Annotated in this window: 29 protein-coding genes; 6 read left to right on the forward strand and 23 right to left on the reverse strand. The window is 72.5% G+C overall.

The window, feature by feature from the left end:
• Nucleotides 1-90: 90 nt before the first annotated feature.
• Nucleotides 91-594: a YbjN domain-containing protein gene (locus ACFYXK_RS32110; protein WP_389414353.1), complete on the reverse strand. Its 504-nt coding sequence runs from the start codon at nucleotides 592-594 to the stop codon at nucleotides 91-93.
• The gene (mshA, locus tag ACFYXK_RS32115; protein ID WP_389414354.1) at nucleotides 587-1,957 is read right to left on the reverse strand and encodes a D-inositol-3-phosphate glycosyltransferase; all 1,371 of its coding nucleotides are present in this window, start codon (nucleotides 1,955-1,957) and stop codon (nucleotides 587-589) included. The genes ACFYXK_RS32110 and mshA overlap by 8 nt, the downstream gene beginning before the upstream one ends.
• Nucleotides 1,958-2,166: 209 nt before the next feature.
• Here mshA and ACFYXK_RS32120 point away from each other — a divergent pair, with 209 nt between their 5' ends.
• The 3 genes from ACFYXK_RS32120 to ACFYXK_RS32130 all read left to right on the forward strand — a co-directional run bounded on the left by ACFYXK_RS32120 (nucleotide 2,167) and on the right by ACFYXK_RS32130 (nucleotide 5,873).
• Nucleotides 2,167-2,976 (forward strand): class I SAM-dependent methyltransferase, encoded by an 810-nt coding sequence (locus tag ACFYXK_RS32120; RefSeq protein WP_389414355.1) that lies wholly within the window; start codon nucleotides 2,167-2,169, stop codon nucleotides 2,974-2,976.
• Between the two features lie 225 nt (nucleotides 2,977-3,201).
• A complete protein-coding gene (locus tag ACFYXK_RS32125; RefSeq protein ID WP_383517111.1) occupies nucleotides 3,202-4,263 on the forward strand; it encodes an NlpC/P60 family protein in 1,062 nt (353 codons plus the stop codon).
• Nucleotides 4,264-4,565: 302 nt separating this feature from the next.
• Nucleotides 4,566-5,873: a PP2C family protein-serine/threonine phosphatase gene (locus ACFYXK_RS32130; protein WP_389414356.1), complete on the forward strand. Its 1,308-nt coding sequence runs from the start codon at nucleotides 4,566-4,568 to the stop codon at nucleotides 5,871-5,873.
• 3 nt (nucleotides 5,874-5,876) lie between these two features.
• Here ACFYXK_RS32130 and ACFYXK_RS32135 read toward each other — a convergent pair whose 3' ends face one another.
• The 8 genes from ACFYXK_RS32135 to ACFYXK_RS32170 form a co-directional block, all read right to left on the reverse strand.
• Nucleotides 5,877-6,224, reverse strand: coding sequence for a DUF2516 family protein (locus tag ACFYXK_RS32135; RefSeq protein WP_383517117.1), 348 nt, complete (start codon nucleotides 6,222-6,224; stop codon nucleotides 5,877-5,879).
• A 144-nt stretch (nucleotides 6,225-6,368) separates the two neighbouring features.
• Nucleotides 6,369-6,944 carry a hypothetical protein gene (locus tag ACFYXK_RS32140; protein ID WP_389414357.1) on the reverse strand — a complete coding sequence of 192 codons (576 nt, stop codon included), beginning with the start codon at nucleotides 6,942-6,944 and terminating at the stop codon, nucleotides 6,369-6,371.
• Between the two features lie 26 nt (nucleotides 6,945-6,970).
• Nucleotides 6,971-7,369 (reverse strand): helix-turn-helix domain-containing protein, encoded by a 399-nt coding sequence (locus ACFYXK_RS32145; protein WP_389414358.1) that lies wholly within the window; start codon nucleotides 7,367-7,369, stop codon nucleotides 6,971-6,973.
• A 51-nt stretch (nucleotides 7,370-7,420) separates the two neighbouring features.
• Nucleotides 7,421-7,840 carry a VOC family protein gene (locus ACFYXK_RS32150; RefSeq protein ID WP_389414359.1) on the reverse strand — a complete coding sequence of 140 codons (420 nt, stop codon included), beginning with the start codon at nucleotides 7,838-7,840 and terminating at the stop codon, nucleotides 7,421-7,423.
• A 10-nt stretch (nucleotides 7,841-7,850) separates the two neighbouring features.
• Complete coding sequence (locus ACFYXK_RS32155; protein WP_389414360.1) at nucleotides 7,851-8,285, reverse strand: helix-turn-helix domain-containing protein; 435 nt, start codon at nucleotides 8,283-8,285, stop codon at nucleotides 7,851-7,853.
• A 111-nt stretch (nucleotides 8,286-8,396) separates the two neighbouring features.
• The gene (locus ACFYXK_RS32160) at nucleotides 8,397-9,200 is read right to left on the reverse strand and encodes a putative protein N(5)-glutamine methyltransferase (protein ID WP_389414361.1); all 804 of its coding nucleotides are present in this window, start codon (nucleotides 9,198-9,200) and stop codon (nucleotides 8,397-8,399) included.
• Between the two features lie 35 nt (nucleotides 9,201-9,235).
• Nucleotides 9,236-10,480, reverse strand: a complete 1,245-nt coding sequence (locus tag ACFYXK_RS32165; protein WP_389414362.1) for a GNAT family N-acetyltransferase — start codon at nucleotides 10,478-10,480, stop codon at nucleotides 9,236-9,238.
• A gap of 62 nt (nucleotides 10,481-10,542) precedes the next feature.
• Nucleotides 10,543-11,151 carry an AmfC protein gene (locus ACFYXK_RS32170; RefSeq protein ID WP_389414363.1) on the reverse strand — a complete coding sequence of 203 codons (609 nt, stop codon included), beginning with the start codon at nucleotides 11,149-11,151 and terminating at the stop codon, nucleotides 10,543-10,545.
• Nucleotides 11,152-11,312: 161 nt separating this feature from the next.
• On the opposite strand from ACFYXK_RS32170, the gene dtd reads away from it, so the two are divergent.
• A complete protein-coding gene (dtd, locus tag ACFYXK_RS32175) occupies nucleotides 11,313-11,738 on the forward strand; it encodes a D-aminoacyl-tRNA deacylase (RefSeq protein WP_383517137.1) in 426 nt (141 codons plus the stop codon).
• Between the two features lie 18 nt (nucleotides 11,739-11,756).
• Here dtd and ACFYXK_RS32180 read toward each other — a convergent pair whose 3' ends face one another.
• The 13 genes from ACFYXK_RS32180 to ACFYXK_RS32240 form a co-directional block, all read right to left on the reverse strand.
• Nucleotides 11,757-12,725: a YgfZ/GcvT domain-containing protein gene (locus ACFYXK_RS32180; RefSeq protein WP_389414364.1), complete on the reverse strand. Its 969-nt coding sequence runs from the start codon at nucleotides 12,723-12,725 to the stop codon at nucleotides 11,757-11,759.
• A gap of 33 nt (nucleotides 12,726-12,758) precedes the next feature.
• Complete coding sequence (locus tag ACFYXK_RS32185) at nucleotides 12,759-13,214, reverse strand: Fur family transcriptional regulator (RefSeq protein WP_389414365.1); 456 nt, start codon at nucleotides 13,212-13,214, stop codon at nucleotides 12,759-12,761.
• Between the two features lie 91 nt (nucleotides 13,215-13,305).
• Entirely contained in the window at nucleotides 13,306-13,878 is a 573-nt protein-coding gene (locus ACFYXK_RS32190) for an FABP family protein (RefSeq protein WP_030157076.1), read from the reverse strand.
• A gap of 274 nt (nucleotides 13,879-14,152) precedes the next feature.
• Nucleotides 14,153-15,019: a hypothetical protein gene (locus tag ACFYXK_RS32195; RefSeq protein ID WP_389414366.1), complete on the reverse strand. Its 867-nt coding sequence runs from the start codon at nucleotides 15,017-15,019 to the stop codon at nucleotides 14,153-14,155.
• Nucleotides 15,016-15,942, reverse strand: coding sequence for a hypothetical protein (locus ACFYXK_RS32200; RefSeq protein ID WP_389414367.1), 927 nt, complete (start codon nucleotides 15,940-15,942; stop codon nucleotides 15,016-15,018). Before ACFYXK_RS32200 ends, ACFYXK_RS32195 begins: the two co-directional genes overlap by 4 nt.
• On the reverse strand, nucleotides 15,939-16,712 hold the full coding sequence (locus tag ACFYXK_RS32205; protein WP_389414368.1) for a hypothetical protein: 774 nt from the start codon (nucleotides 16,710-16,712) through the stop codon (nucleotides 15,939-15,941). The genes ACFYXK_RS32200 and ACFYXK_RS32205 overlap by 4 nt, the downstream gene beginning before the upstream one ends.
• Before the next feature lie 113 nt (nucleotides 16,713-16,825).
• Nucleotides 16,826-17,089 carry a DUF3099 domain-containing protein gene (locus ACFYXK_RS32210; RefSeq protein WP_030300849.1) on the reverse strand — a complete coding sequence of 88 codons (264 nt, stop codon included), beginning with the start codon at nucleotides 17,087-17,089 and terminating at the stop codon, nucleotides 16,826-16,828.
• Nucleotides 17,090-17,229: 140 nt separating this feature from the next.
• Nucleotides 17,230-17,520 (reverse strand): DUF1416 domain-containing protein, encoded by a 291-nt coding sequence (locus ACFYXK_RS32215; protein WP_007265476.1) that lies wholly within the window; start codon nucleotides 17,518-17,520, stop codon nucleotides 17,230-17,232.
• Nucleotides 17,521-17,577: 57 nt separating this feature from the next.
• The gene (locus ACFYXK_RS32220; protein ID WP_383517147.1) at nucleotides 17,578-18,423 is read right to left on the reverse strand and encodes a sulfurtransferase; all 846 of its coding nucleotides are present in this window, start codon (nucleotides 18,421-18,423) and stop codon (nucleotides 17,578-17,580) included.
• Between the two features lie 212 nt (nucleotides 18,424-18,635).
• Complete coding sequence (locus ACFYXK_RS32225; RefSeq protein ID WP_350875872.1) at nucleotides 18,636-18,725, reverse strand: Ms5788A family Cys-rich leader peptide; 90 nt, start codon at nucleotides 18,723-18,725, stop codon at nucleotides 18,636-18,638.
• Between the two features lie 156 nt (nucleotides 18,726-18,881).
• Nucleotides 18,882-19,592, reverse strand: coding sequence for a DUF2993 domain-containing protein (locus tag ACFYXK_RS32230; protein ID WP_389414369.1), 711 nt, complete (start codon nucleotides 19,590-19,592; stop codon nucleotides 18,882-18,884).
• 115 nt (nucleotides 19,593-19,707) lie between these two features.
• Nucleotides 19,708-20,943, reverse strand: a complete 1,236-nt coding sequence (locus ACFYXK_RS32235) for a hypothetical protein (RefSeq protein ID WP_389414399.1) — start codon at nucleotides 20,941-20,943, stop codon at nucleotides 19,708-19,710.
• Nucleotides 20,944-21,478: 535 nt separating this feature from the next.
• The gene (locus ACFYXK_RS32240) at nucleotides 21,479-21,733 is read right to left on the reverse strand and encodes a MoaD/ThiS family protein (protein WP_030300859.1); all 255 of its coding nucleotides are present in this window, start codon (nucleotides 21,731-21,733) and stop codon (nucleotides 21,479-21,481) included.
• A 450-nt stretch (nucleotides 21,734-22,183) separates the two neighbouring features.
• Here ACFYXK_RS32240 and ACFYXK_RS32245 point away from each other — a divergent pair, with 450 nt between their 5' ends.
• Together ACFYXK_RS32245 and ACFYXK_RS32250 are read left to right on the forward strand one after the other, a co-directional pair.
• Nucleotides 22,184-22,987 (forward strand): response regulator transcription factor, encoded by an 804-nt coding sequence (locus ACFYXK_RS32245; RefSeq protein WP_383517153.1) that lies wholly within the window; start codon nucleotides 22,184-22,186, stop codon nucleotides 22,985-22,987.
• Between the two features lie 24 nt (nucleotides 22,988-23,011).
• Complete coding sequence (locus ACFYXK_RS32250; RefSeq protein WP_383517155.1) at nucleotides 23,012-24,034, forward strand: LacI family DNA-binding transcriptional regulator; 1,023 nt, start codon at nucleotides 23,012-23,014, stop codon at nucleotides 24,032-24,034.
• The last annotated feature ends 12 nt before the right edge of the window (nucleotides 24,035-24,046 follow it).

The raw sequence follows: 24,046 nt of genomic DNA on the forward strand, positions 1-24,046 counted from the left end.
CCTCCACACCTACAACCACCACCGCTGCCACACCGCACTGGGCGGACACCCGCCCATCAGCCGCGTGAACAACGCTGCGGGTCAATACACCTAGGTCGACGGCTGCGTCAGGTGCTTGAAGGCGTCCAGGTTGTAGGTCGGTTCGCCGCGCGAGACGCGCCATTCGTACTCGCGGCGGATCGCGCTCGCGAAGCCCAGCTCCAGCAGGGTGTTGAAGGCTCCGTCCGCCGCCTCCAGGACCGTGCCGAGCAGCCGGTCCAGGTCCTGCGGGGTGACCACGGACAGCGGGAGCCGGGCCGTCAGGTAGACGTCGCCGAGGCCGTCGACCGCGTAGGCCATCCCGTACAGCTTGAGGTTGCGCTCCAGCAGCCAGCGGTGGACGCCCGCCTCGTTCTCGTCGGGGTGCCGGATGACGAAGGCGTTCACCGACAGGGAGTGCCGGCCGACCCGGACCGAGCACGTGGTGCTCAGCTTGCGGGTGCCGGGGAGCTGGACCACGTAGGAGCCGGGCTCCGGGCTCTCCCACGCGAGTCCCGCCTCGGCGAGGGTGCTCTCGATGATCGCGGTGGTGTCGGCGGTGTCAGCGTCAGCCATGGTGGGAGCGTACGCGACGGCGGTGATCATGCATGGCTGCGGTGTACACGTCCGCCGTGCCGCTCGCCGCCGTGTCCCAGCCGAAGAACTGCGCGTGCCGCGCGGCCTCGGCGCCCATCCGGCCGGCGAGCCCCGGGTCGTCGACGAAGCGCCGCAGCTCCCGCGCGTAGTCCACCGGGTCGTGCCCGGCTACGAGGATCCCCGTCACCCCGTCGTTGACGGCGACCGGCAGCCCGCCGACCTCGGCGGCCAGCACCGGCGTGCCGGTCGCCTGGGCCTCGATCGCGACGAGTCCGAAGGACTCGCTGTACGAGGGCATGACCAGCACGGACGCCGCCCGGAACCAGTCGGCGAGCGCGTCCTGACGGACCGGCGGGTGGAAGTGGACGAGGTCGGCGATGCCGAGCTTCGCCGCGAGCTTCTGCAGCCCCTCCGGCTTGGAGAGGCCGCTGCCGCTGGGGCCGCCGACGACGGGGACGAAGAGGCGGTTGCGCAGCGAGGGGTCCCGGTCGACGAGCTCGGCGACCGCGCGGAGCAGGATGTCGGGGGCCTTGAGCGGCTGGATCCGGCCGGCGAAGAGCGGGATGACGGCGTCCTGCGGCAGGCCGAGGCGGGCGCGTGCGGCGGCCCGGCCGTCGGCGACGGTGAAGCGGTCGAGGTTCACGCCGGGGTGGACGACGGCGACCTTGCCCGGGTCGGCCTCGTAGTGCCGGACCAGCTCGTCGGCCTCTTCGGTGGTGTTCGCGATGAGCCGGTCCGCGGCGGCGACGATCTGCGTCTCGCCGATGACGCGGGCGGCGGGCTCGGGCGTGTCGCCCTCGGCCAGCGCGGCGTTCTTGACCTTGGCCATGGTGTGCATGGCGTGGACGAGGGGGACGCCCCAGCGCTCGGCGGCGAGCCAGCCCACGTGGCCGGAGAGCCAGTAATGGGAGTGGACGAGGTCGTAGTAGCCGGGCCGGTGGCCGGCCCAGGCCTGCATGACGCCGTGGGTGAAGGCGCACAGCTGGGCCGGGAGCTCCTCCTTGGCGAGGCCTTCGTACGGGCCCGCGTCCACGTGCCGTACGAGTACCCCGGGGGCCAGCTCGACCATGGGCGGGAGCCCGCCCTCGGTGGCGCGGGTGAAGATCTCGACCTCGATGTTGATCGCGGCGAGGCGCTTGGCCAGCTCCACGATGTACACGTTCATACCACCGGCGTCGCCGGTGCCGGGCTGGTGCAGCGGTGAGGTGTGCACGCTGAGCATGGCGACGCGGCGCGGCTTGCGGTGGTGGCCGACGGCCGGCAGGCGCAGGCGGGGCGGGTCGTGGCGGGTGCCGCGGGCGGCGGCGATCCTGCCGCCGAGGCGGGACACGTACTGGCTCAAGAGAGCAGTTCCTCTCGCTCGGACGGCGGCGTGCTGGACGGGACGGGCAGGGGCAGGGCACGGCTGACGGAGCGCGCGGGACGCCCTCCAAGGAGTGCAACCCGGACGGCCGTGTCCCGCATTCCGGGAGCCGCTGTTTTTTCCTCGGTGTTTGCCGCGCGGTCTGCCCTCTTTTCATCCGGCGGGTCCCCTCCGCTTACGCTCGGCGCATGTCCTCCCGCCCCGCCCCGCCCCCGCGCCGCCCTGTGGGCACGGTGACCCGCGGGACGACGAACCCGAACCGGCTGCGCCGGATGGACCGCTGGATCGCGGCCACGCACGGGGCGGTGCTGCGGCGCTCGCAGGCGCCGGTCGCGGTGGACCTCGGCTACGGGGCCGCGCCGTGGACGGCGTTGGAGCTGCTGGCCCGGCTGCGGGAGGCGGCGCCGCGGGTGCGGGTGGTCGGCATCGAGATCGAGCCGGCGCGGGTCGCGGCGGCGAAGCCGTACGAGTGCGAGGGGCTCAGTTTCCGGCACGGCGGGTTCGAGGTGCCGCTGGAGGGCGGGGCCCGGCCGGCGCTGATCCGCGCGGCGAACGTCCTGCGCCAGTACGACGAGGAGCAGGTGGCGGCGGTGTGGGAGCGGCTGTGCGCGCGCCTGGCCCCGGACGGGCTGCTCGTCGAGGGGACCTGTGACGAGATCGGGCGGCGCCATGTGTGGGTCGCACTGGGGCCCGAGGGGGCGCGCACGGTGACGTTCGCGACCCGGCTGGGCTCTCTCGAGCGCCCTTCGGACCTGGCGGAGCGGCTGCCGAAGGCACTCATCCACCGCAACGTGCCGGGCGAGCCGGTGCATGCGTTCCTGCGCGACTTCGACCGGGCGTGGGCGGCGGCGGCCCCGTACGCCTCGTACGGGGCGCGGCAGCGCTGGATCCGGACGGCGCGGGCACTGGCCGTCGACTGGCCGCTGGCGGACGGGCCGGGGCGGTGGCGGCAGGGGGAACTGACGGTGCGCTGGGAGGCGTTGCGCCCGGCGGGGTGAATGTGGCGCTGCGGGGGAACCGGTTGCCGGGGTGGCCCGTTGAGCCGTCGGGATGCGTGTGGGGGACTGGGGAAGATCGGGACGACACCTGTGAGGGTGTTGGAATTCACCGACTCGTGGCACCATCCCGAAGGCAGCGCAAAGTTACTGATGAATAGTCAGATGTGATGTCGGATCCGGTGCCGGTCGGCGTCGGGTCGGACTCGGGGCACCTTGGGGGGATCCATGGGGACCGTGGAGCGTAGGCGGCGCGGCGGTGCGTCCGCTCTCACGCTGCTGTGTGCGACGGCGCTGCTCGCCGTGGCGGGCATGAGCGGTGTGGCGCAGGCGGCGCCGCTGCCGGAGCCGGGCGCCAAGTCCCTCGAGCAGGTGCGCAAGGAGATCGACGAGCTGTACCGCCAGGCGGGCACGGCGACCGACGCCTACAACCTCGCCGACAGCGAGGCCAAGGCGCAGTCCGCCAAGATCGTCGAGATCGCGAAGCAGGTGGTGGCGGGGCAGGACCGGATCACGGCCCTGAAGAACCGCGCGGGAGCCGCCGCGCGCGCCCAGTACCGCTCGGGCGGGATGCCGGCCGGCGCGCAGCTGGCTCTGAGCAGCACCCCGAGCCAGTTCCTCGACGGGGCGGACCGGATCCGCCGGGGCGAGAAGGCCGCCACGGACCTGATGTCCGAAATGAACCGCACGCAGAGCGACTTGCAGCAGTATGCGAAGGACGCGAGCGCGCAGTGGGAGAAGCTCGAAGCCAACCGGATCAAGCAGGAGACCTCGAAGAAGCAGATCGAGGAGAAGATCAAGGCGGCGGAGGCGCTGGAGAGCAAGCTCCAGGCCGAGGAGAAGGCCCGGCTGATCCAGCTCGAGCAGGAGGCGCAGTACAAGGCGCAGTCGGCGTGGCTGTCGACGGGTGTGCTGAAGGAGATCAACAGCTCGGCGTCGGAGTCGGGGAAGAAGGCGATCCAGTACGCCACGGCGCAGATGGGCAAGCCGTACGTGTGGGGCGCCGTGGGCCCGGACTCGTTCGACTGCTCCGGCCTCACCTCGCAGGCCTGGCGGGCGGCGGGCAAGGGCATCCCGCGCACCTCGCAGGAGCAGCTGCGGCTGCTGCCGAAGGTCGCGATCAAGGACATGCGGCCGGGTGACCTGATCATCTACTTCGACGACGCCAGCCATGTGGGGATGTACGTGGGCGACGGCGCGATCGTCCACGCCCCCCGCCCGGGCCGCAACGTCACCCTGACGGGCGCGGGCTCGATGCCGATCAAGGCAGTGGTCCGCCCGGACGCGTAACCGCAGCCGGGCTGCGGCTGCGGCTGCGGCTGCGACCGCCGGCCTGCGGCCGAAGGGGATCCGCGGGGTGGGAAGGGCCGCGGCGGAGGGAACCCGCGGGGGGTTCCGGGCGTCTCGTCAGTCGGGACGGCGACGGCCTCCGTCGTGACGTTGGTCATTCAGTGGTCTTTCAGTGAGGCGGATTCCCCCGCGATAACGGCATATGCCTGCGGCCCTGGCCCGGAACACCATTCCGTTCTGCGGCCGCCGACCGCTAGGGTCGGCCGGACGCACCCTCGGGGGGAGGGAAGGAACCGGAGACGATGGCCGTACCCGTACCGCGGCAGAGGGAGACCCCCGCCACGGAGAGCGCCCAGGCCGCTCAGCTGCCCGCAGCCCCGCACGTGCCCGCAGCCCCGCACGCCACCGCACCCCAGACGTCGCTGACCCTGCTGGTGATCGAGGACGACCCCGCAGGCGGGCTCACCGTGCCCGAGATCCTCGACGCCGACCGGCACCGCATCCGGCTCCGCACCGCCCGCAACCTCACCGAGGCCGCGCGCCTGCTCACCCAGGACGTGCACTGCATCCTGCTGGACCTCTCCCTCTCCGGGCCGGGTTCCACCGCCGCCGGCGGCTCGCGCACCGCGGTCGTCGACCAGCTGGACACCCTGCGCGAGGTGCTCCGGATCGCGCCCCGCCACGCCGTCCTCGTCCTCACCGCCGAGGCCGACGCCGAGCGCGCCGCCGAGGCCGTCCGGGTCGGCGCGCAGGACTTCCTCTTCCGGGACGAGCTGGACGGCCGCCTCCTGAGCCGGGCGATCCGCTACGCCGTGGAGAGAAAGCGGGCGGACATCGCCCAGTACAAGCTCGCAGAATCGAAACTTCGGGCCCAGGAGAACGCCCGCCTCGAGCGCGGCCTGCTCCCCAACCCCCTCCTCGAGGGCTCAGACCTCCGCTTCGCCGCCCGCTACCGCCCCGGCCGCAGCCGCGCCCTCCTCGGCGGGGACTTCTACGACACCGTCCGCACCCCCGACGGCACCGTCCACGCGATGATCGGCGACGTCTGCGGCCACGGCCCCGACGAGGCCGCCCTCGGCGTCGAGCTCCGCATCGCCTGGCGCGCCCTGACCCTGGCCGGCCTGTGCGGCGACGACCTGCTGGCCACCCTCCAGGAGGTCCTGGAGGTGGAGCGCCCCTGCGAGGAGATCTTCGCGACCCTGTGCACGGTGGACATCTCCCCCGACGGCCGCCGCGCGGGCCTGTGCCTGGCCGGCCATCCGGCGCCGCTGATATCCCGGCCGGGCCGCCGCGCGCAGCTGCTCCCGTACGAGAACAGCGGGCCGGCGCTCGGACTGCTGCCCAAGGCCCGCTGGCCCCGCCGCCAGGTCGAGCTGGGCGGCACCTGGAGCCTGATGCTCTACACCGACGGCCTGATCGAGGGCCGCATCGGCGAGGGCAAGGAGCGGCTCGGGCAGGACGGCATGGTCGAGATGATCAACCGCCATCTCGGCGACGGCCTGAGCGGCGAGAGCCTGCTGGAGGCCTCCGTCACCGAGGCCCGGCGCCTCAACGGCGGCGAGCTCACCGACGACGTGGCCGTGGTCCTGCTCTCCCGCTCGGAGGGTTAGGGGTCAGCGCCCGCCGTTGTACGGGCCGTACGGGCCGTCGCTGCTGCTGCCGCCCTTGCGCCGGCCGCCACCGCCGCCGCCCGAGACCTGCTTGAGGGCGGGGCGTACGTCGACGAGGAACACGATGGTGGCCACGAGGCCGGCGATCTGCAGGAACAGCATCCCCAGGAAGAAGTCCACCAGCACGGTGACCCCGAGGATGACCAGCCAGAACGTCTTGGTCTGCTTGTCGGCGGCGCGGTAGGCGTCCTCGCGCGCCAGCACCGCGAAGACGAGGGCCACGACGGCGAGTGCCAGCATGGCGAACCCGAGCAGCGGGAGCACGCCGTTATCGAACCCGTTCATCAACATCGCCTCGACCGCCTTCTCACGCTTCGCACGCCGGATGCCGCCTGCCTCCACGCTACCGGCACAGCGGCCCTCGCAGACGACAACGGGCCGGACACCCCGCTGGTGCCCGGCCCGCCGTCACGGAAACCGCTCGCGGTCCGCGATTCAGCTCTCGTCGCCCGCCAGTACGGCGGCCTTCTTCGTGTTGTTCCTGCGCACCGCGGCCTTGCGGCCTGCGGGCTTCTCCTCGTTGGAGCCCGCGGCCTCGGCCGAGGCGTCGGCGGCGGGTGCGTGCGCCGGCTCCTGCTTCGGCTCGACGGCGACCGCGATGTCGACGATCTCCTCGGAGACCTCGCCCCGCCAGGTCCGCACGGCCTGCTCGCCGTGCTCGGCGACCTTGTCGTACGTCTCCTTGGCGCGCACGGCGTACTCGGCGGCCACTCCGACCCCGCGCAGCGCCAGGTCCTGCGCGGTCTCCCCGAGCTTCTTCGGGTCGATCGCGGTGAGCACCTCGGCGAACTTGGCGGTGACCGCCTCCTGCGCCTCGCGGGCCTTCTCCTGCACGATCTTCGGGTCGGTGTTCTTCACGGCCTCGATGCGCGCGGGTGCCTCGGCACGCAGCTGCTCGATGAGCCCGGGCACCTTCTTCGCCTGCTGCACCGCGAGGTCGGCGGTGCCGGCGGCGAAGTAGAGCGGAGTCGGGTCGGTGAGGGTCTTCTTCAGGTCATCGGCGATGGCCATGTGGCTGGTCCTCCCGGATCAACAGTTCAGTTCGTAGGGTGCATGTCGGTGTCGTCGTCCGCGCCGGCCGGGGCTGCCTCGGTCGCGTTCTCCTTGCGGAACGAGTCGTAGATCTGGAGCAGCACCTGCTTCTGCCGCTCGTTGATGGACGGGTCGCCGAGTATCGCGGCCCGCGTCTCCACCTCATCGCGATCCCGCTCGTCGAGGATCCCGGCCTGCACGTACAGCGTCTCCGCGGAGATCCGCAGCGCCTTGGCGAGCTGCTGCAGGATGTCCGCGCTCGGCTTGCGCAGCCCGCGCTCGATCTGGCTCAGGTACGGATTCGACACCCCCGCCGCGTCGGCCAGCTGCCGCAGCGAGAGCTGGGCCTGCCGCCGCTGCTCGCGGAGGTACTCGCCGAGATTTCCGACGTTGAGCGATGCCATGCCTCGATCCTGCCGGACTCTGCTAACTATTGCAAGCACCTGCTTGCAAAATCACCCACCGGCGCGCGGCTGGTTGAAGCGCAGCATGTTGCCGGCCGGGTCGCGGAAGGCGCAGTCGCGGACCCCGTACGGCTGGTCGATCGGCTCCTGGAGCACCTCGCCGCCCGCGGCCCGGATGCGCTCGAAGGCGGCATCGACGTCGTCCGTTGAGAAGATCACGCCGCGCAGCATGCCCTTGGCGAGCAGCTCGGCCATCGCCTGCCGGTCGGCCGGCGAGGCGTTCGGGTTCGCGGCCGGCGGTTCCAGGACGATCTCCACGTCCGGCTGCGCGGGTGAGCCGATGGTCACCCAGCGCATCCCCTCGAACGCCACGTCGTTGCGGACCTCCATGCCGAGGGCGTCGCGGTAGAAGGCGAGCGCCCTGTCGTGGTCGTCGACGGCGATGAAGCACTGGGACAGCTTGATCTCCATGCCATCGACGCTACGGGCGGGCGCCGGTTTCCGCTTCTCCGCCCGCGAGCGTTCCCTTTCTGACCGGCCGGGTGTGGATCTTGGCGATGCACGCCGGGATGGCCGCGCCGGGGTCGTGGGCGCGGGCCCGGTAGGCGCTCGGGCTCTCGCCCACCAGCTCGCTGAAGCGCGAGCTGAACGACCCCAGCGAGGTACAGCCGACCGCGAAGCAGACCTCCGTCACGCTGAGGTCGCCCCGCCGCAGCAGCGCCTTGGCCCGCTCGACGCGGCGGGTCATCAGGTAGCTGTACGGGGTCTCCCCGAAGGCGGCGCGGAAGCTGCGGGAGAAGTGCCCGGGCGACATGAGGGCCACGCGCGCCAGCGCCGGGACGTCGAGGGGCTGCGCGTAGTCCCGGTCCATCGCGTCCCGGGCCCGGCGCAGCCGTACGAGGTCCTCGAGGTTCACGCTGCCAGCCTAAGGCGGCGTACGAGGGGTGGCCTGCCGCCCTTTCGGCTGGGTCGTCTCTTTCGGATCTTGCCGGACGACGCGGGTCAGGCAAGATCCGGAAGAGACGGCCTAGGCCGCGCGGGTGCCGATCACCACCGTGGCGTACAGCTCCTCCGAGGTCGATGCGCGGACGGCCAGGCCCGCCGCCGACAGGGCCGAGGCCGTCTGCGGGGACTGGCGGGCGCTCGTCTCGATCAGCAGCCGGCCCCCCGGCGCCAGCCAGGGCAGCGCCCCCGCCGCGACCCGGCGGTGGATGTCCAGGCCGTCCGCTCCGCCGTCCAGGGAGGTCAGCGGCTCGTGGTCGCGGGCCTCCGAGGGGAGCAGCCCGATCTCCTCCGTCGGCACGTACGGGGCGTTGACCACCAGCAGGTCCACCCGGCCGCGCAGCGAGTCGGGGAGCGCCGCGTACAGGTCGCCCTCGTGGACCCGCCCGCTGTACGGGGCCACGTTGAGCCGCGCGTACGCCAGCGCCGCCGGGTCGATGTCCGCCGCGTGCAGCTCCACCCGGGATCCCAGCTGCGCCGCCACCGCCGCACCCAGCGCGCCGACCCCGCAGCACAGGTCCAGCACCACCGCGTCCGGCCGGGCCAGGGCCACCGCCTCCTGCACCAGGAACTCGGTGCGCCGGCGCGGTACGAAGGCCCCCTCGCCCACGCGCATGCGCAGTCCGCAGAACTCGGCCCAGCCGACGACGTGTTCCAGCGGTTCGCCGCCGGCCCGGCGGGCCACCAGGTCCGCCAGGTGGCCGTCGTCCTCGGCGGCAGCCGTCAGCAGCTCCGCCTCCTCCTCCGCGAAGACGCATCCCGCCGCGCGCAGGGTTTCCACAATCGAAGCCACGTAGTTCAGCTCACTTCTCGGTCGTGCATCAACCATCCCATGCCGTGTCATGCCGTCTCGGGCCCGCGGGATCAGAACATCGTCGGGCACCACGGGCGGCGGGCCGTGCGGAACACCGCGTCCGCGAGCGCCAGCGCCCCCGGCCGCTCCTCCGCGATCCGCCCCAGCGCCCCGAGCCGCACCGCCGACTCGTCGCCGAGGTACATCGAGCCCAGCTCCGACACGTCGAGGCGCAGGTCCGCCGGCTCCTCGGTGACCGTGCACTCCCCCGTGCCCGCGTCGAGCCGGTAGCGGCCGGCGGCCGGCCCCGCCGCGTCCGTCACCTCGAGCACGAGCACCCCGGGCACGGCGTACGTCCGCGCGCTCAGGGCCCGTACGACGTCGATCACCCGCACCCACAGGAAGTCCGAGGCGGTCACGATCGTGGCCGCGCGCGGGTCGGGCAGCAGGTGCGGGACGAGGTCGTCGGGGGCGCGGTAGCCGGTGCGGACCTTCAGCACCCAGTCGATGGAGCACAGGAAGTGCCACAGGGCGCGCTCCGCGTCCGGCGTGACCGCGATCAGCTCCGTGACCTGCACGGTGTTGAGCGGGACCTTCCCGTCCGTCCAGTGGTCGTCGGACGTGTACACGGCGATGCCGGCCGGCTCGCCGTCCGCGGTCCGGTACACGGCGTGGAACTTGTCCTTGTACGGGCGCAGCGACATCTCCTCCAGCCCGCAGGCCAGCCGCCACCAGCGTTCGTCCCGGCTGACCGTGCCGGGCGAGACCGCCCGCAGCCGCTCGTGCAGCCCGGGGCCGAGCGCGTGCGCCTCGGTCACGTCCACCAGCTCGATGCGCCCGCCGTCCGCGGGCCCGGACCAGCGCGGGTCGAGCCCGGTGCGGCTCACGTCGATCGACCACTCGGCGATCGAGGCCGCGGACCCGTAGCCGTAGCGCCCGTAGATCGGGTACTCGGCGGAGATCAGCGTGGACACCACGTCGCCGCGTGCCTGCGCGGCCGCCAGCTCGGTGGCCATCATCCGGGTCAGCAGGCCTTGGCGGCGGTGCGTGGGCAGCACGGCGACGTTGGTGACGGCGCTCGCGGGCACGGTCCCGCCGCCGGGGACGGTCAGCTCCTGGGCGAAGGAGCGCAAGGTGGCCACGCAGTGGCCCGTGCCCGCGTCGAAGGCACCCAGCGTGCGGTCCAGATCGGTGTACTTGGCCCGCTGGGCGAGGTCGGACTCGGTGACGCGTTCGGGGCGCAGGAAGCCGGTGTTCACGGCCCGGAGCCACTCGGGGAGTTCGGATGCGGCGATCGGCCGGACGTCAGCACTCATAACCGGCCACGCTAACCGCAGCCCCCGGCCGAGTCGCCTGAATTTCCCTGCCCCCGCGTTGGCTAGGCCAGCAGGTCGTCCACCTGTGCCTCGCCCTCCCGGTAGCGCCGGGTGATCTCCGCGCTGCAGTCGTCCGCCGTGCGCTGGAGCTGCTGCCGGCGCCGCGAGACCTGCTGCTCGTAGCGCACCAACCGGCCCATCGCCTCGTGCAGTTCGCCGTCGGTACGGGCGTCCAGGTCCGACAGCTCCACGTCGGACAGCATCTCCGCGGCCAGCAGCCGGAACTCCTCGCTGTGCGGGGTGCCGAGCGTGACGTGCCGGGCGGAGGCGCTGCGGCTGGAGGGCGCGTCGGCGAGGATCTCCGAGAGCCGGTCGACCACCGGCGGTTCCGGGGTCACCGGCGCCTCCGGGTCGGTGCGCCGGGCCAGTTCGGCGCGCAGGATGTCGATCCGGCCCTGGAGGAGCCTGCGTACGTAGCTCAGATCGGCTTCGTCGCGCTGCGCGTCGCGGCGCAGGGCGCGCAGTTCCGGCAGCCCGAGCGCGGTGGCGGGCGTGGTCGGCGCCTGCCCCTCGCCCGTGCGCTGCGCGGGTGGCCGGACCGCGCCCGCCGCAGTGGCCGCGGGTGATGCCGGTACGGGTGTTGCAGGTACGGAGGTACCAGAAGTATTCATGTGAACGTGTCCGTCCCCTCGACCGGTGCATGGGGTCTCCCCGGCCCGTGGGACCGGAGGGAAGCACCGCCTGCGTGCATCGTGCCACTCTCCGTGGTGCCGGTGCAGTCCCACGCCACCCGATCGGCCCCTGATGGGTGCACGCCTGATACACAGGTGGTATGCGAGCAGTGGTGCAGAGGGTGGACGGCGCGAGCGTCGTCGTGGCCGGTGAGACCGTGGGCGAGATCGTCGGCGAGGGGCTGTGCGTGCTGGTGGGGGTGACCCACGACGACACCCCGGAGAAGGCGGCGCAGCTGGCGCGCAAGCTGTGGTCCGTACGGATCCTCGAGGCGGAGAAGTCCTGCAGTGACATCGGGGCGCCGCTGCTGGTGATCTCGCAGTTCACGCTCTACGGGGACGCCCGCAAGGGCCGCCGCCCCACGTGGAACGCGGCGGCGCCCGGCGAGGTCGCGGAGCCGCTGGTCGACGAGGTCGTCGCGCAGCTGCGCGCGCTGGGGGCGACGGTGGAGACGGGCCGGTTCGGCGCGGACATGCGTGTCTCGCTGACCAACCACGGCCCGTTCACCATCGTCATCGACGTCTGATCGACGTCCGGGGGACGGTCACGGCGCTACGACGACCTCCTGCGCGGCGGCCGTGTTCCCGGCGAGCAGCGGGGCGTCGACCGGCACGTTCCGCTTGACCAGGGCAAGGGCGATCGGGCCGAGCTCGTGGTGGCGGACCGCGGTGGTCACGAAGCCCAGCTGGCGGCCCTCCTCCCCGTCGGCGGCGAGCCGGATCGGCGTGCCGTGCGCCGGGAGGAGCACCTCGGAGCCGTCCAGGTGCAGGAAGACCAGGCGGCGCGGGGGCTTGCCGAGGTTGTGGACGCGGGCCACCGTCTCCTGGCCGCGGTAGCAGCCCTTCTGGAGGTGCACGGCGGTGCCGATCCAGCCCAGCTCGTGCGGGATGGTGCGGTGGTCGGTCTCCAGGCCGAGCCGCGGCCGGTGCGCCTCCACGCGCAGGGCCTCGTACGCGAGGAGCCCGGCGGCGGGGCCGTGCGCGGCGGCGAAGGCCTCCAGCTCGGCGCGGGGCACGAAGACGTCGCGGCCGTGCGCGGTCTCCCGTACGGCGTACTCCTTGGCGACCTCGGCGATGGAGCCGGCCGGCAGGTGCACGACCGCGAAGTCGGCGGTGCGGTCGGCGACTTCGACGCGGTAGAAGAACTTCATCGACTCCAGGTAGGCGATCAGCGCCTCCTGCGTGCCGGGCTCCACGTGCGCCCACACGGTCTCGCCGTCGTCGACGAGGTAGAGGGCGTGCTCGATGTGGCCGTTGGCGGAGAGGATCAGCGCCTCGGTGGCCTGTCCGGGCGGGAGTTCGGTGAGGTGCTGGGTGAGCAGCAGGTGCAGCCAGCTCAGCCGCTCCGGTCCGGTGACGGTGACGACTCCGCGGTGCGAGAGGTCGACGAAACCGCGGCCGTCCGCGAGCGCGCGTTGTTCGCCGTACAGCTCTCCGTAGTGGGCGGCGACGCCCTCGTCGCGGCCTTCGGCCGGTACGGCGCCGGGGAGATGGAGCAAGGGGCTGCTGGTCATGCCACCAAGCCTACGACCCGGCCCGGCCCGCTCCTATGCCGGAGCGGCGTGCTGCTTGGCGGCGCACTTCTTGCAGAGTCCGAAGATCGCGAAGTGCTTCATGTCGGTCTCGAAGCCGAAGGTGGCGCGCAGCTTCGCGGTGAACTCGGCGGCGATGTCCACGTCCGCCTCGATCACCTCGGTGCACTCGCGGCAGACCAGGTGGATGTGGTGGTGCCGGTCGGCGAGGTGGTACGTGGGGGCCCCGTGCCCGAGGTGGGCGTGCGAGACGAGCTTCAGCTCCTCCAGGAGCTCCAGCGTCCGGTAGACGGTGGAGATGTTGACTCCGGAGGCAGTCTGGCGCACGTGCGCGAGGATCTCGTCCGGGGTCGCGTGCTCCAGCGTGTCGACCGCTTCCAGCACGAGCTGGCGCTGCGGGGTCAGCCGGTATCCGCGCTGCCGCAGGTCGGTCTTCCAGTCAGCACTGTCGGTGTCTCCGATGGTCCCCACCCGGCCAGTGTAAGCGCGCGAAGGGGACCACGGGCCGGCCCGTGGTCCCCTTCTTCCACAGTCTGTGGAGAACCGTTCGACGCTCGCCGGCTCAGCGGAAGAAGGCGATGCCGTCGTCCGGCATGTCCGGGAGGTTGCGCGCCATCTCGGCGACCTCCTCGGGCGTGACGACCTTCTTGAGCTGGGCCGACATGTACGGGCGCAGCTCGACGTCCGGCGTGGCCTTCTCGCCGACCCACATCAGGTCGCTCTTCACGTAGCCGTAGAGCCGCTTTCCGCCGCTGTACGGACCGGAGGCCGCGGTGCGGGCGACGGCGTCCGTCACCAGGTCGATCTGGGGCTTCTGGTCGGCGAGCTCGCCGTACCAGACCTCGACGACGCCCTGGTCGCGGACCATGACGATCTCGACCTTGCGGTCCTTGTCGATGCGCCAGTAGCCGGACTCGGACTCCAGCGGCCGCACCTTGTTGCCCTCGGCGTCGAGGACCCAGCTGTGGGAGGTGTACTCCAGGAAGTCCCGGCCGTCGTGGCTGAAGACGACTTCCTGGCCGAAGTTGCACTTCTCCTCGCCGGGGAAGTCGAAGACGCCCGCGCCCTCCCAGGTGCCGAGGAGGAAGGCGAGGGGGACGAGGCCCGGGTTCAGGTCGGACGGGATCTGGATCATGTGTGGCTGCTCAGGCGATCTGTGGGGAGGGGTTCCGGGTCCGGGAGGGCGGCCGATCGGAGATCAGCGCTGGCCCTGGTACAGCTTCTTCACTGCGAGGCCGGTGAAGGCGAGCACGCCGACGCAGACCAGAACCAGCAGGGAGGTGAAGAATGCCTCAAGCACGGGGTGCTCCTCGGAGTGATGTGGGCGTGTACGGGGCCGGTCCCCAAGCCTACTGGCCCGGGGACCGGCGCACTCCGTGAGGTAGGCCGCAGCCGCGTCCTGCGGGCGGTCAGCCCAGCAGCTGGCTCTGCAGGACCACCGTCTGGTGGAAGGGAACGGCGGCCACCTCGCCCTTGCGGGTCTGGACGATCACGGCCTGGACGTCACCCGCCTGGAGGCATCCGAGCTTGGTCTGCTCGTCCCCGTCCGCGGGCTTGGGCTCCTGGTACAGGCTGGTGCCGCCGCTCTTGAGCGTGTGGCTGACGGCCTGCCCGTCCATGCTGGGCTGGGTGCTCTTGACCTTGTTCCAGGCCAGGTCCATCTCCAGGACCGGGGCACCGGCCAGCCGTGTGTTGACGTCGCAGCCGCGGAAGGCGTTCACGAAGCCCGAGGAGTGGAAGCGCAGCAGGTAGACGTGGGTGCGCGTGCCGTCGGGGGTGGTCCAGCCGCGGGCGACGATCTGGCGCAGCCCCTCGTACTCCAGCCCCTCCTTCAGCTTCGCCCGGCTGTCGGGGGCGTACTCCTCCAGGAAGGCGTCGGTGGAGACCAGCTGGCCCTTGTCCGTCTTGAGCCCGGCATCCGGCTCGGCACCCTCGGGGGCCGGCAGCAGCAGGCCGGTGAGCGGCGCGTAGTGCGTGTCGTCCCTGTTGTCCTTGCCCGCGGGCAGCGGGGCGCCCGCGGGCAGTGCGGGCTTGGACAGGGCCGGGTAGGCCCAGCGGCCGTCGCCCTTGGTGGACAGGCCGGGGAGGTCGGTGCGTTCGGCCCGGCCGATCCCGTACGCGACCCCGCTGCCGACGGCGGCGAAGACGACGACGGCGGCCGTCCAGCGCAGTGCGGCGAACAGCTTCCGGCGGTCCTTGGGAGCGGCCGGTACGACGGTTTCCGCGTCGGGCGCGGGGGGTGCGTCCGCCACGGGGGCGGTGTTCTGCTCGGTCACACGGACTCCCCGGGGGACTTCAGGTGGTTCAGCTGCTGCTTGAACAGGTCTGCGGCGTCGTTCGCGGAGAGGGGCTTGGGCCCGTACATCCGGAAGCTGACCAGCACATCGCCCTGGAGGGCCTCGCAGTCGATGGTGTCGATCTTGTTCTGGTCCTCCTGCTTCTCCTTGCCGAGGACCGACACCGAGCACTTGGCGTCGGGGAAGCCCTCGATCTTCGGCGCGTCGCGGCCGCGGCCGGTCAGTTCGAGGAGCCTCTTGCTGAACTCGGAGAGCTTCGCGAGGGCCTGGGGGTCGGCCTGGGTCAGCTGGATCTCCATCACCTGCTGGTCGCGGGACCGGTGGTAGCTGCGTCCGGCCACGCCCTTGAGCTTCAGGCCGGCCAGCGCCTTGTCCCGTTCCGCCCGCTCGTCGCCGGAGAGCCCGGTGCGCGCGTCCTTGACGGCCTGGAGCGCCCGCTCGCCCGACACGTAGAAGTCGTTGCCCTCGCCGTCGAGGTCGGGGCCGAGCTCGAAATCGGTCGTGACCGGCAGCAGCTTGCCCGTCAGCTCGTTCGGCGGCACGGTCGCGACCGGTTCCGGCGTCCGTGTGGGCTCCGCGCCCGCCGCGACCCAGTACCGGGTCGGCGCGGTGCGGTCGGCGTCGGCGATCCGCCCGGCGGCCCAGAGGGCGCCGCCCGCGAGGACGGCGATGCCGAGCCCGCCCGCGATCAGCGCCACGGTCCGGCGGCTGCGCGCCCGCGGCGCGGCGGCCTGCGCCGCCTCGGGAGCGGTCGCCTCGGCCGCTGCGGCCGGCACGGCCGGTTCGGTCGCCCGGGCCTGCCCGGTCACCTCAGCGGCCCCGGTCGCCTCGGCCGGCCCGCTCGCCTCGGCCGGCCCGCTCGCCTCGGCCGTCACGTCCTTGCTGTCCTGCGGGTCGCTCACAGCCGCTCCCACTGTCGCTTGGCGATCTCGACGACGTCCTTCTCGTCGAGGACACCGCGGTTGTTCATGTAACTGATCTCCATGACGATGTCGCCGCGCCGGGCGAGCACCCGGGCCGACTTCGTCGGCAGGTAGCCCGCCTTCTCCCGCTGCGCCGAGTCCACCCACAGGTGGCCGAATTCGGCGGGCACGCCGGGCAGGTCCTTGCCCGAGTTGCCCGTGTACCTCGCCTCCGCCAGGTAGTCGTGGGCGTGCTGGTACCAGTCGGCACCGGAGCGGTCCCGGTACTGGAAGAGCCGGACGGTGACGAAGTTCCGGTCGTCCTGCGCCCACTCCAGCTCGGCGATCCGCCGTACGTCGTGCCGGAGCTGGCTGCTGAGGCCGCCGCCCGGCTTCTCGTAGTAGTCCGCCGAGAACTCGTCCGGGGACACCGTCCCCGAGGAACGGACCTCCACCCCGGCCGGGGCCTCGATCAGCAGCTTGACCAGATCGTCGTCCGTCTTGTGCCAGCGGTTGGCGTTGAGGGCGCGGGCGCTCGTCGACTCGTTCGGGGCCTGCGGCTTCGGCTGGTCGATCTTCTGCTGCGCGAGCGGCGGCAGCGGGGTGGGCTCGCGGTCGTACTGGACGGCGTAGCCGGTGACCGTGCCCGCGAGCACGCCGAGCACGGCGGCACCGGCGATCAGGAGGACCGTGCGGCGGCGGCCGCGGGGGCGGCGGGCGGCGGTCTCCTCCCCTTCCGGCTGCTCGGGAAGGGTCTGTTCGTGTTCCAAGGAAGTCCCCCCACAGGACGTGAGGCACTGGGTGGTTACCCGTGCGTACCCATGACCCGTCCGCGAGGGGAGCAGTTGTACGAATGCTTGTTACGTTTTGATCTCTCGGGGTTTCAATCCTCGTGCCGCCGCTTTCCGTCCAGTTCGTCCCACCACTCGTCGGACTTCGGGTCGCCCGAGGGGTCGTCCCACCAGCGGTCGTCCGGCCCGCGCCGGTTCGCGATCATCGCGGCGACCGGCGGGATGACCATGGCGACCACGCACAGGGCCACGGCCGCCTCCACCGAGAACAGCCGCACGAAGGACCAGGCGGAGACGAACAGGAAGATGCATCCGCCCATGAGGAGGAAGTAGACGCGGCGTCGCCGGGCGTACATGCCTCAAGGGTAGGGCCGGAGGCGGACGATGCGCAGGGCCGGGACGGCGCGAAGGGCCGCACCCCGTTCCAGTGGCGTCCAACCCCCTGGGGTGCGGCCCTCCGGCCGGTTCGGCTACCGCTGCGTGTGCAGCGTGGTCGTCAGACCGCGATCGCCACGTCCGTCACGCCGCCGGCCTCGGCCACGACCACGGCGCGGTCCGCCTGGGCGCCGGGGACCAGCGCGCGCAGGGTCCACGAGCCGGTCGCCGCGTAGAAGCGGAACTGGCCGGTCGCCGAGGTCGGGACCTCGGCCGTGAACTCGCCGGTCGAGTCGAGCAGGCGCACGTACCCGCTGATGGGCTCGCCGTCCTTGGTCACCTGACCCTGGATGGCGGTCTCACCGGGCTTGAGCGTCGCGAGGTCGGGCCCGCCGATCTGTGCTCCACACATGTTCTCTGTCCTGTCCTAGAGAGGTCTACGGTCTACGGGGCGTCGCGTGCCCGGGAACTACTTGTTCGCGCCGAGCTCGATCGGCACGCCGACCAGGGAGCCGTACTCGGTCCAGGAGCCGTCGTAGTTCTTGACGTTCTCCTGGCCCAGGAGCTCGTGCAGCACGAACCAGGTCAGCGCGGAGCGCTCACCGATGCGGCAGTACGCGATGGTGTCCTTCGACAGGTCGACCTGCTCGGCCTCGTAGAGGGCGGTGAGCTCCTCGTCGGACTTGAAGGTGCCGTCGTCGTTGGCGTTCTTCGACCACGGGATGTTGCGGGCGCTCGGCACGTGGCCGGGGCGCTGCGACTGCTCCTGCGGGAGGTGCGCCGGGGCGAGCAGCTTGCCGGAGAACTCGTCGGGCGAGCGGACGTCGACCAGGTTCTGGGCGCCGATCGCGGCCACGACGTCGTCGCGGAACGCGCGGATCGAGGCGTCCTGCGGCTGGGCCTTGTACTGGGTGGCCGGGCGGTTGGGGACCTCGGTGCCGTCGACCAGGTCGCGGGAGTCGAGCTCCCACTTCTTGCGGCCGCCGTCGAGGAGGCGGACGTCCTGGTGGCCGTACAGCTTGAAGTACCAGTAGGCGTAGGACGCGAACCAGTTGTTGTTGCCGCCGTAGAGGACGACGGTGTCGTCGTTGGAGATGCCCTTGGCGGAGAGGAGCTTCTCGAAGCCCTCCTGGTCCACGAAGTCGCGGCGGACCGGGTCCTGGAGGTCCTGCTTCCAGTCGATCCGGACGGCGTTGGTGATGTGGTTCTTGTCGTAGGCGGACGTGTCCTCGTCCACCTCGACGATGACGACGTCGGCGTCGTTCAGGTGGGCCTCGACCCAGTCGGCGTCTACGAGGACGTCGCTGCGGCTCATGGTGTTCTCCTCCGGGGCAGTGTGCGGCGGGGCGTGCTGTGCAGGTGCAGGTGCTGCTGAGCGGTCTGCGGGTGCTGCTGGTGCGTGCCGTTGCGGGCGGCGGCCCCTCGGACGCCGCGCGGGGAGGCGTCAGCGGGTAGGAGGGGGCGGCTGCGGTGCGGTCACGCGGGAAGGGACGGTCGTCCGGCTGATGGAGCGGAAGCGCTCACAGGTCACATGGATCGACAGAGCATGGCGGCGACGCGACACAGGTCTACTGCCCGTCGCTTCGTGAGGTCCGCCTGCTGATGCTTCATAGCCATGGATCGTAGGGACGAATCGGCCGCCCTGTCACCGGCGTGTCATATTCCGAGACAGGATCGTCCGAATACTGGGATGCACACGCCCCCGGGCGACTGCCGCACCGCCTCCGGGGGCCTTCGCACGGCCCGTCCTTCTACGGATCGGACCGTACCGTCTCACGATCCGGCCAGCACCAGGTCCGAGCCGCTCAGCGTGAGGTGCACGCCCGCTTCGTCCGAGGTCAGCGTGGTCAGCTTGAGCCCGGACGGCAGTCCGCCGTCGAGCCGGCGGTCGAAGTCGGTCTTCTTGCGGACCGCGCCCTCGATCCCGGGCAGGCCCTCGCCGGGCACGTCGTCGGCCCGGACCCGGACCATCTTGCCGCCGCCCGGGGCGTCCACGAGCGTGACGGTCGACACCACGCTGGGGGAGAGCCTGCGGCCGAGGACCTCCACGGCCGCCGTGACCTTCACCTTGCCCGGCGCCCCGCCGTAGGTGACCGTCACACCGTTCTGGGAGGCCTCGGTCAGGTCCTGGTACGTGACGAGGGCCGTGCCCTCGGCCCGCTCGGCGGTGCCCCCGCTGTAGTCCCCGTTCAGCTTCACGCTGCGGAAACTGGCGTCGAGCTGCGAGAGCCGGGTCTTGCGGCCGTCCGAGACGGCTTCGACGCCCTTCAGCTTCACGTCGACGCGGTCGAGGTCGTGGCTGAGCGCCTGGGTCAGGAACGGGAACCCGTGGATGTCCACCTCCGTGCTCCCCGCCAGCCCCTGGCGGGCCTGGATGCGCTCGGCCAGCCGGTTCTCGGCATAGTTGACCGCCCAGCGGTCGGCGCCCGCGAACAGGGCGCCCAGCACCACTCCGATGATCACAACAACACGCAGGAACCGCACGTGCCCCTCCCCCTGTAGATCGGTACGTGCGTTCTAGTGGACCATGATCGGCCGTACGGAGGCCGTCAGCGGCGGTGTGACGCCCGCCGCGGCCTCCCGTACGGAAGATCCGGCGTCAGCCGACCACCCGTCCGATCAGGTAGACGGCGGGAGCGGCGGCCGCCAGCGGCAGCGCGACACCGGCCGTCATGTGGACGAACTTGGACGGGTAGTCGTACGCGGCCACGCGCAGCCCGATCAGTGCGCACACCCCGGCGGCCAGGCCGACCAGGGCCCCGCCCGCTCCGACGGAGGTCAGTCCGCCGACCGCGATGCCCGCTCCGGTGGCCGCGGCCAGCGAGACGCCGACGGAGGCCGGCGTCGGCAGCGGGAGCGCGCGGGTGAACACGGCGACCGCGACGGCGGCGGCGCCGACGCCGACGGCGGCGGAGTCGGCGGCCAGGTAGCCGGCGCAGACGATGGCGAGCGCGGCGGAGGCCACGGAGGCCATCAGCCCGTACATCCGCTCGTCGGGGTCGGCGTGGCTGCGCAGCTGGAGGACCAGCGTGAGCAGCACCCAGGCCCCGAGGGTGCCGATGATCGCGCCAGGGCCGTACGCGTCGTCCACGGCGAGCACGGCGCCGTCGGCGACGAGCGCCCCGAGGAAGGCGAGGGCGATGCCCTGCCGGGCGGGCCACATGCCGTTGAGCCGGAACCAGCCGGCCGCGGTGAGCCCCTGGAGGGCGACCAGCGGGACGAGCAGCGCGAGCTCCCCGACGGCGGCGGCGCCGGCCAGCAGCAGCCCGAGGGCGGCGGTCAGTATGGCCGGCTGCGGGCCGGGGTCGATGATCGGCGACCGGCCCTCGGCGCGCGCCTGGGCGGGGTCGACGGCGCGCAGGGTGTTGCCGGCGAGGGTGGGCGGGGAGTACGCGGGCTCCTCGCCCGGGACCTCGGAGCCGAGGGGTGCGGCGGCGCCGGCCGGGGCGGCGGGCTGCGCCGCGGGAGCGGCCTCGGCCGCCGCAGTGGGCTCGGCCGCGCCGGCCGGCTCCTCGGGGCCGGGGCCGGGGTACGGCGGCAGGAAGGCGGTCTGCTCGGCCGCGTCGCCCGCGGGGGCGGCGGCCGCCTGGGGCGGCAGGTAGGCCGTCTGCTCGGCGGCGGAACCCTCGCCCCAGGCCGCGCCGGAGCTCCCGCCCGGCGCCCAGTCGGCCGCAGGGGCCGGGGCCTGGGCAGCGGGCGCCTCGTCGCGGAACCAGCCCTCGGGCGCCACGGGCTGCGCCTGCGGCTGCGGGTCGGCGGCATGGGGGCCGGGATAGGGCGGCAGGTACGCGGTCTGCTCGGCCGCCGATGCCTCGGGGCCGGGGTACGGCGGCAGGTAGGCGGTCTGCTCGGCGGCGGCGGCCGCCTGGGGCGGCAGGTAGGCCGTCTGCTCGGCGGCGGAACCCTCGCCCCAGGCCGCACCGGAGCCCCCGCCCGGCGCCCAGTCGGCCGCAGGGGCCGGGGCCTGGGCGGCGGGCGCCTCGTCGCGGAACCAACCGTCGGGGGCGATCGGCTGCGGCTGCGGGTCGGCTGCCGCCGGGCCCGGGTAGGGCGGCAGGTACGCCGCCTGCTCGGCCACGGCCCCGGACCCGTCCGGCCACGGCGCACCGGCGCCGGCCTGGGACCAGGCCTCGGGGGCGTGGGCCGCGGCGGCCGGCGCCTCGTCGCGGAACCAGCCCTCGGGCGCCACGGGCTGGCCGGGCAGCGCGCCCAGCGGCGGCTGGACCTGCTGGACCTCCTGGACCGGCTGGACCGGCTGGTAGCCGGTGTCCCAGGTGTCCGACTGCCAGGTCTGGGTCCCGTACGGGTCCTGCTGGCGCTGCTGGTGCTGCTGGTGCTGTTGTTCCTCGGGGGTGCTCATCGGTTTCCGCTCACCCGCCCGCGAACGGCGGGAGCACCTCGACGGTGCCCCCCTCGGTCAGCGGAACGGCATCGTGCGGGCGCTTGCCCACGGGCTCTTCGTTCACGAGGAAGGAGCAGCGCTGCAGGACCCGGGTCAGCTCCCCGGGGTGGCGTTCCCGCACGGCGTCGAGCGCCTCGGCCAGTGTCTGCGCCGAGTACGGCTCCTCCGCCGTCTTGGCCGCGGCCTTGGCCGCCGCCCAGTAGCGGATGGTTCCGGTTGCCACTGCAGCTCCTATCGTCGGCTCTCTACCGTCGGCCTCCATGATGAACCCTCCGGCCCGCTGATCCGGTGTGCCTCCGCGCGCCCCGTGTGCGCCCGGGCGGACCGCCGTACGTCCATCGATCCGGTGAAAGCGGGGCATAAGCTGAGCGTAAGGGTGGCAGGAACCACAGAAGAGGCAGAGGCCGAAGCCTCGGCCCCGCACCGGCGGGTGGGCTATTCTGCTGGCGAGAGGATCCGGGCAACGTTGCCCCCGGGTCCTTTTGTGCTTTCAGCACGTTGAACGGACCGAGAACAGTGGTGTCCGCCGGGCCTCAGGGCGCGGGGACGGCGAGGCGCCACACGCACCACGTACGAAGCAGTACCGCGAAAGTCCTCGACGGGACCGAGGAGGAACCGACGTGATGGACCAGCGAACCGTGCACAACCGCCCGACCCGGGCAGGTGGTCGGGCATGAGCTCTCTCCTGCTGCTGACCAATGCCCTGCAGCCGTCCACCGAGGTGCTGCCCGCCCTCGGCCTGCTGCTGCACAACGTCCGAGTGGCCCCCGCCGAGGGCCCCGCGCTCGTGGACACCCCCGGCGCGGACGTCATCCTCGTCGACGGCCGCCGCGATCTGCCGCAGGTGCGCTCGCTGTGCCAGCTGCTCCGCTCCACCGGCCCCGGCTGCCCGCTCATCCTCGTCGTCACGGAGGGCGGCCTCGCCGCCGTCACCGCCGACTGGGGCATCGACGACGTCCTCCTCGACACCGCGGGCCCGGCCGAGGTCGAGGCGCGGCTGCGCCTCGCCACCGGCCGCCAGCAGCTGGGCTCCGACGACTCCCCGATGGAGATCCGCAACGGCGACCTGTCGGTCGACGAGGCGACGTACTCGGCGAAGCTGAAGGGCCGGGTCCTCGACCTCACCTTCAAGGAGTTCGAGCTCCTCAAGTACCTCGCGCAGCACCCGGGCCGGGTCTTCACCCGGGCCCAGCTGCTCCAGGAGGTCTGGGGGTACGACTACTTCGGCGGCACCCGGACGGTGGACGTCCACGTACGGCGGCTGCGCGCGAAGCTCGGCCCCGAGCACGAGTCGCTGATCGGTACGGTCCGCAACGTCGGCTACCGCTTCGTCACGCCGGAGAAGGTGGAGCGGGCGGCGGCGGAGGCGGCGGCCAAGGCCGCTGCGCAGGCTTCGGCCCAGGCGCCGGCCGCCGTCCCCCGTATGGAGGAACCTCCTGTGATCGTCCAGTCGGCAGGACGGCCTGCCCAGAGGTAGGTCACCCCGCGTAGACTCCCGAGCGTGGCCAAGGTGACGCGGGATGACGTTGCACGACTTGCGGGTACGTCTACCGCCGTCGTGAGCTACGTCATCAACAACGGACCCCGGCCGGTCGCCCCGGCCACGCGCGAGCGTGTACTCGCCGCGATCAAGGAGCTGGGCTACCGCCCGGACCGGGTCGCCCAGGCGATGGCGTCGCGGCGCACCGACCTCATAGGCATGATCGTCCCGGATGCGCGCCAGCCGTTCTTCGCGGAGATGGCGCACGCGGTCGAGCAGGCCGCCGCCGAGCGCGGAAAGATGGTCCTGGTCGGGAACTCCGACTACCGGGACGAGCGCGAGGTGCACTACCTGCGGGCCTTCCTCGGGATGCGGGTCTCCGGGCTCATCCTGGTCAGCCAGGGCATGAGCGAGCGGGCCGCCACGGAGATCGAGGCGTGGGACGCGCGTGTGGTGCTGCTGCACGAGCGGCCGGAGGCGATCGACGACGTCGCCGTCGTCACGGACGACATCGGCGGCGCCCAGCTCGCCACCCGCCACCTGCTCGAACACGGGCACGAGTACGTCGCCTGCATCGGCGGGGTGGAGAACACCCCGTCGGTCGGCGACCCGGTCGCCGACCACGTGGAGGGCTGGCGCCGGGCGATGCAGGAGTCGGGCCGCTCGACGGAAGGCCGGCTGTTCGAGGCCCCGTACAACCGGTACGACGCGTACCGCGTCGCGCTGGAGGTCCTCTCCGGCCCGGACCGGCCGCCGGCCATCTTCTGCGCGACGGACGACCAGGCGATCGGCGTGCTGCGTGCTGCCCGGGAGCTGCGCATCGACGTGCCGGGGGAGCTGGCGGTGGCCGGCTTCGACGACGTCAAGGAAGCGGCCCTGACGGACCCGCCGCTGACGACGATCGCCTCGGACCGTCCGGCGATGGCCCGGGCCGCGGTGGACCTCGTCCTGGACGACGGCCTCCGGGTGGCCGGCTCCCGCCGGGAGCGTCTGAAGCAGTTCCCGTCGGCCCTGGTGGTCCGCCGCTCCTGCGGCTGCCACTGACCCCTTTTCGAC

This window comes from Streptomyces sp. NPDC002209 (genome assembly GCF_042890265.1).
Lineage (GTDB): Bacteria > Actinomycetota > Actinomycetes > Streptomycetales > Streptomycetaceae > Streptomyces.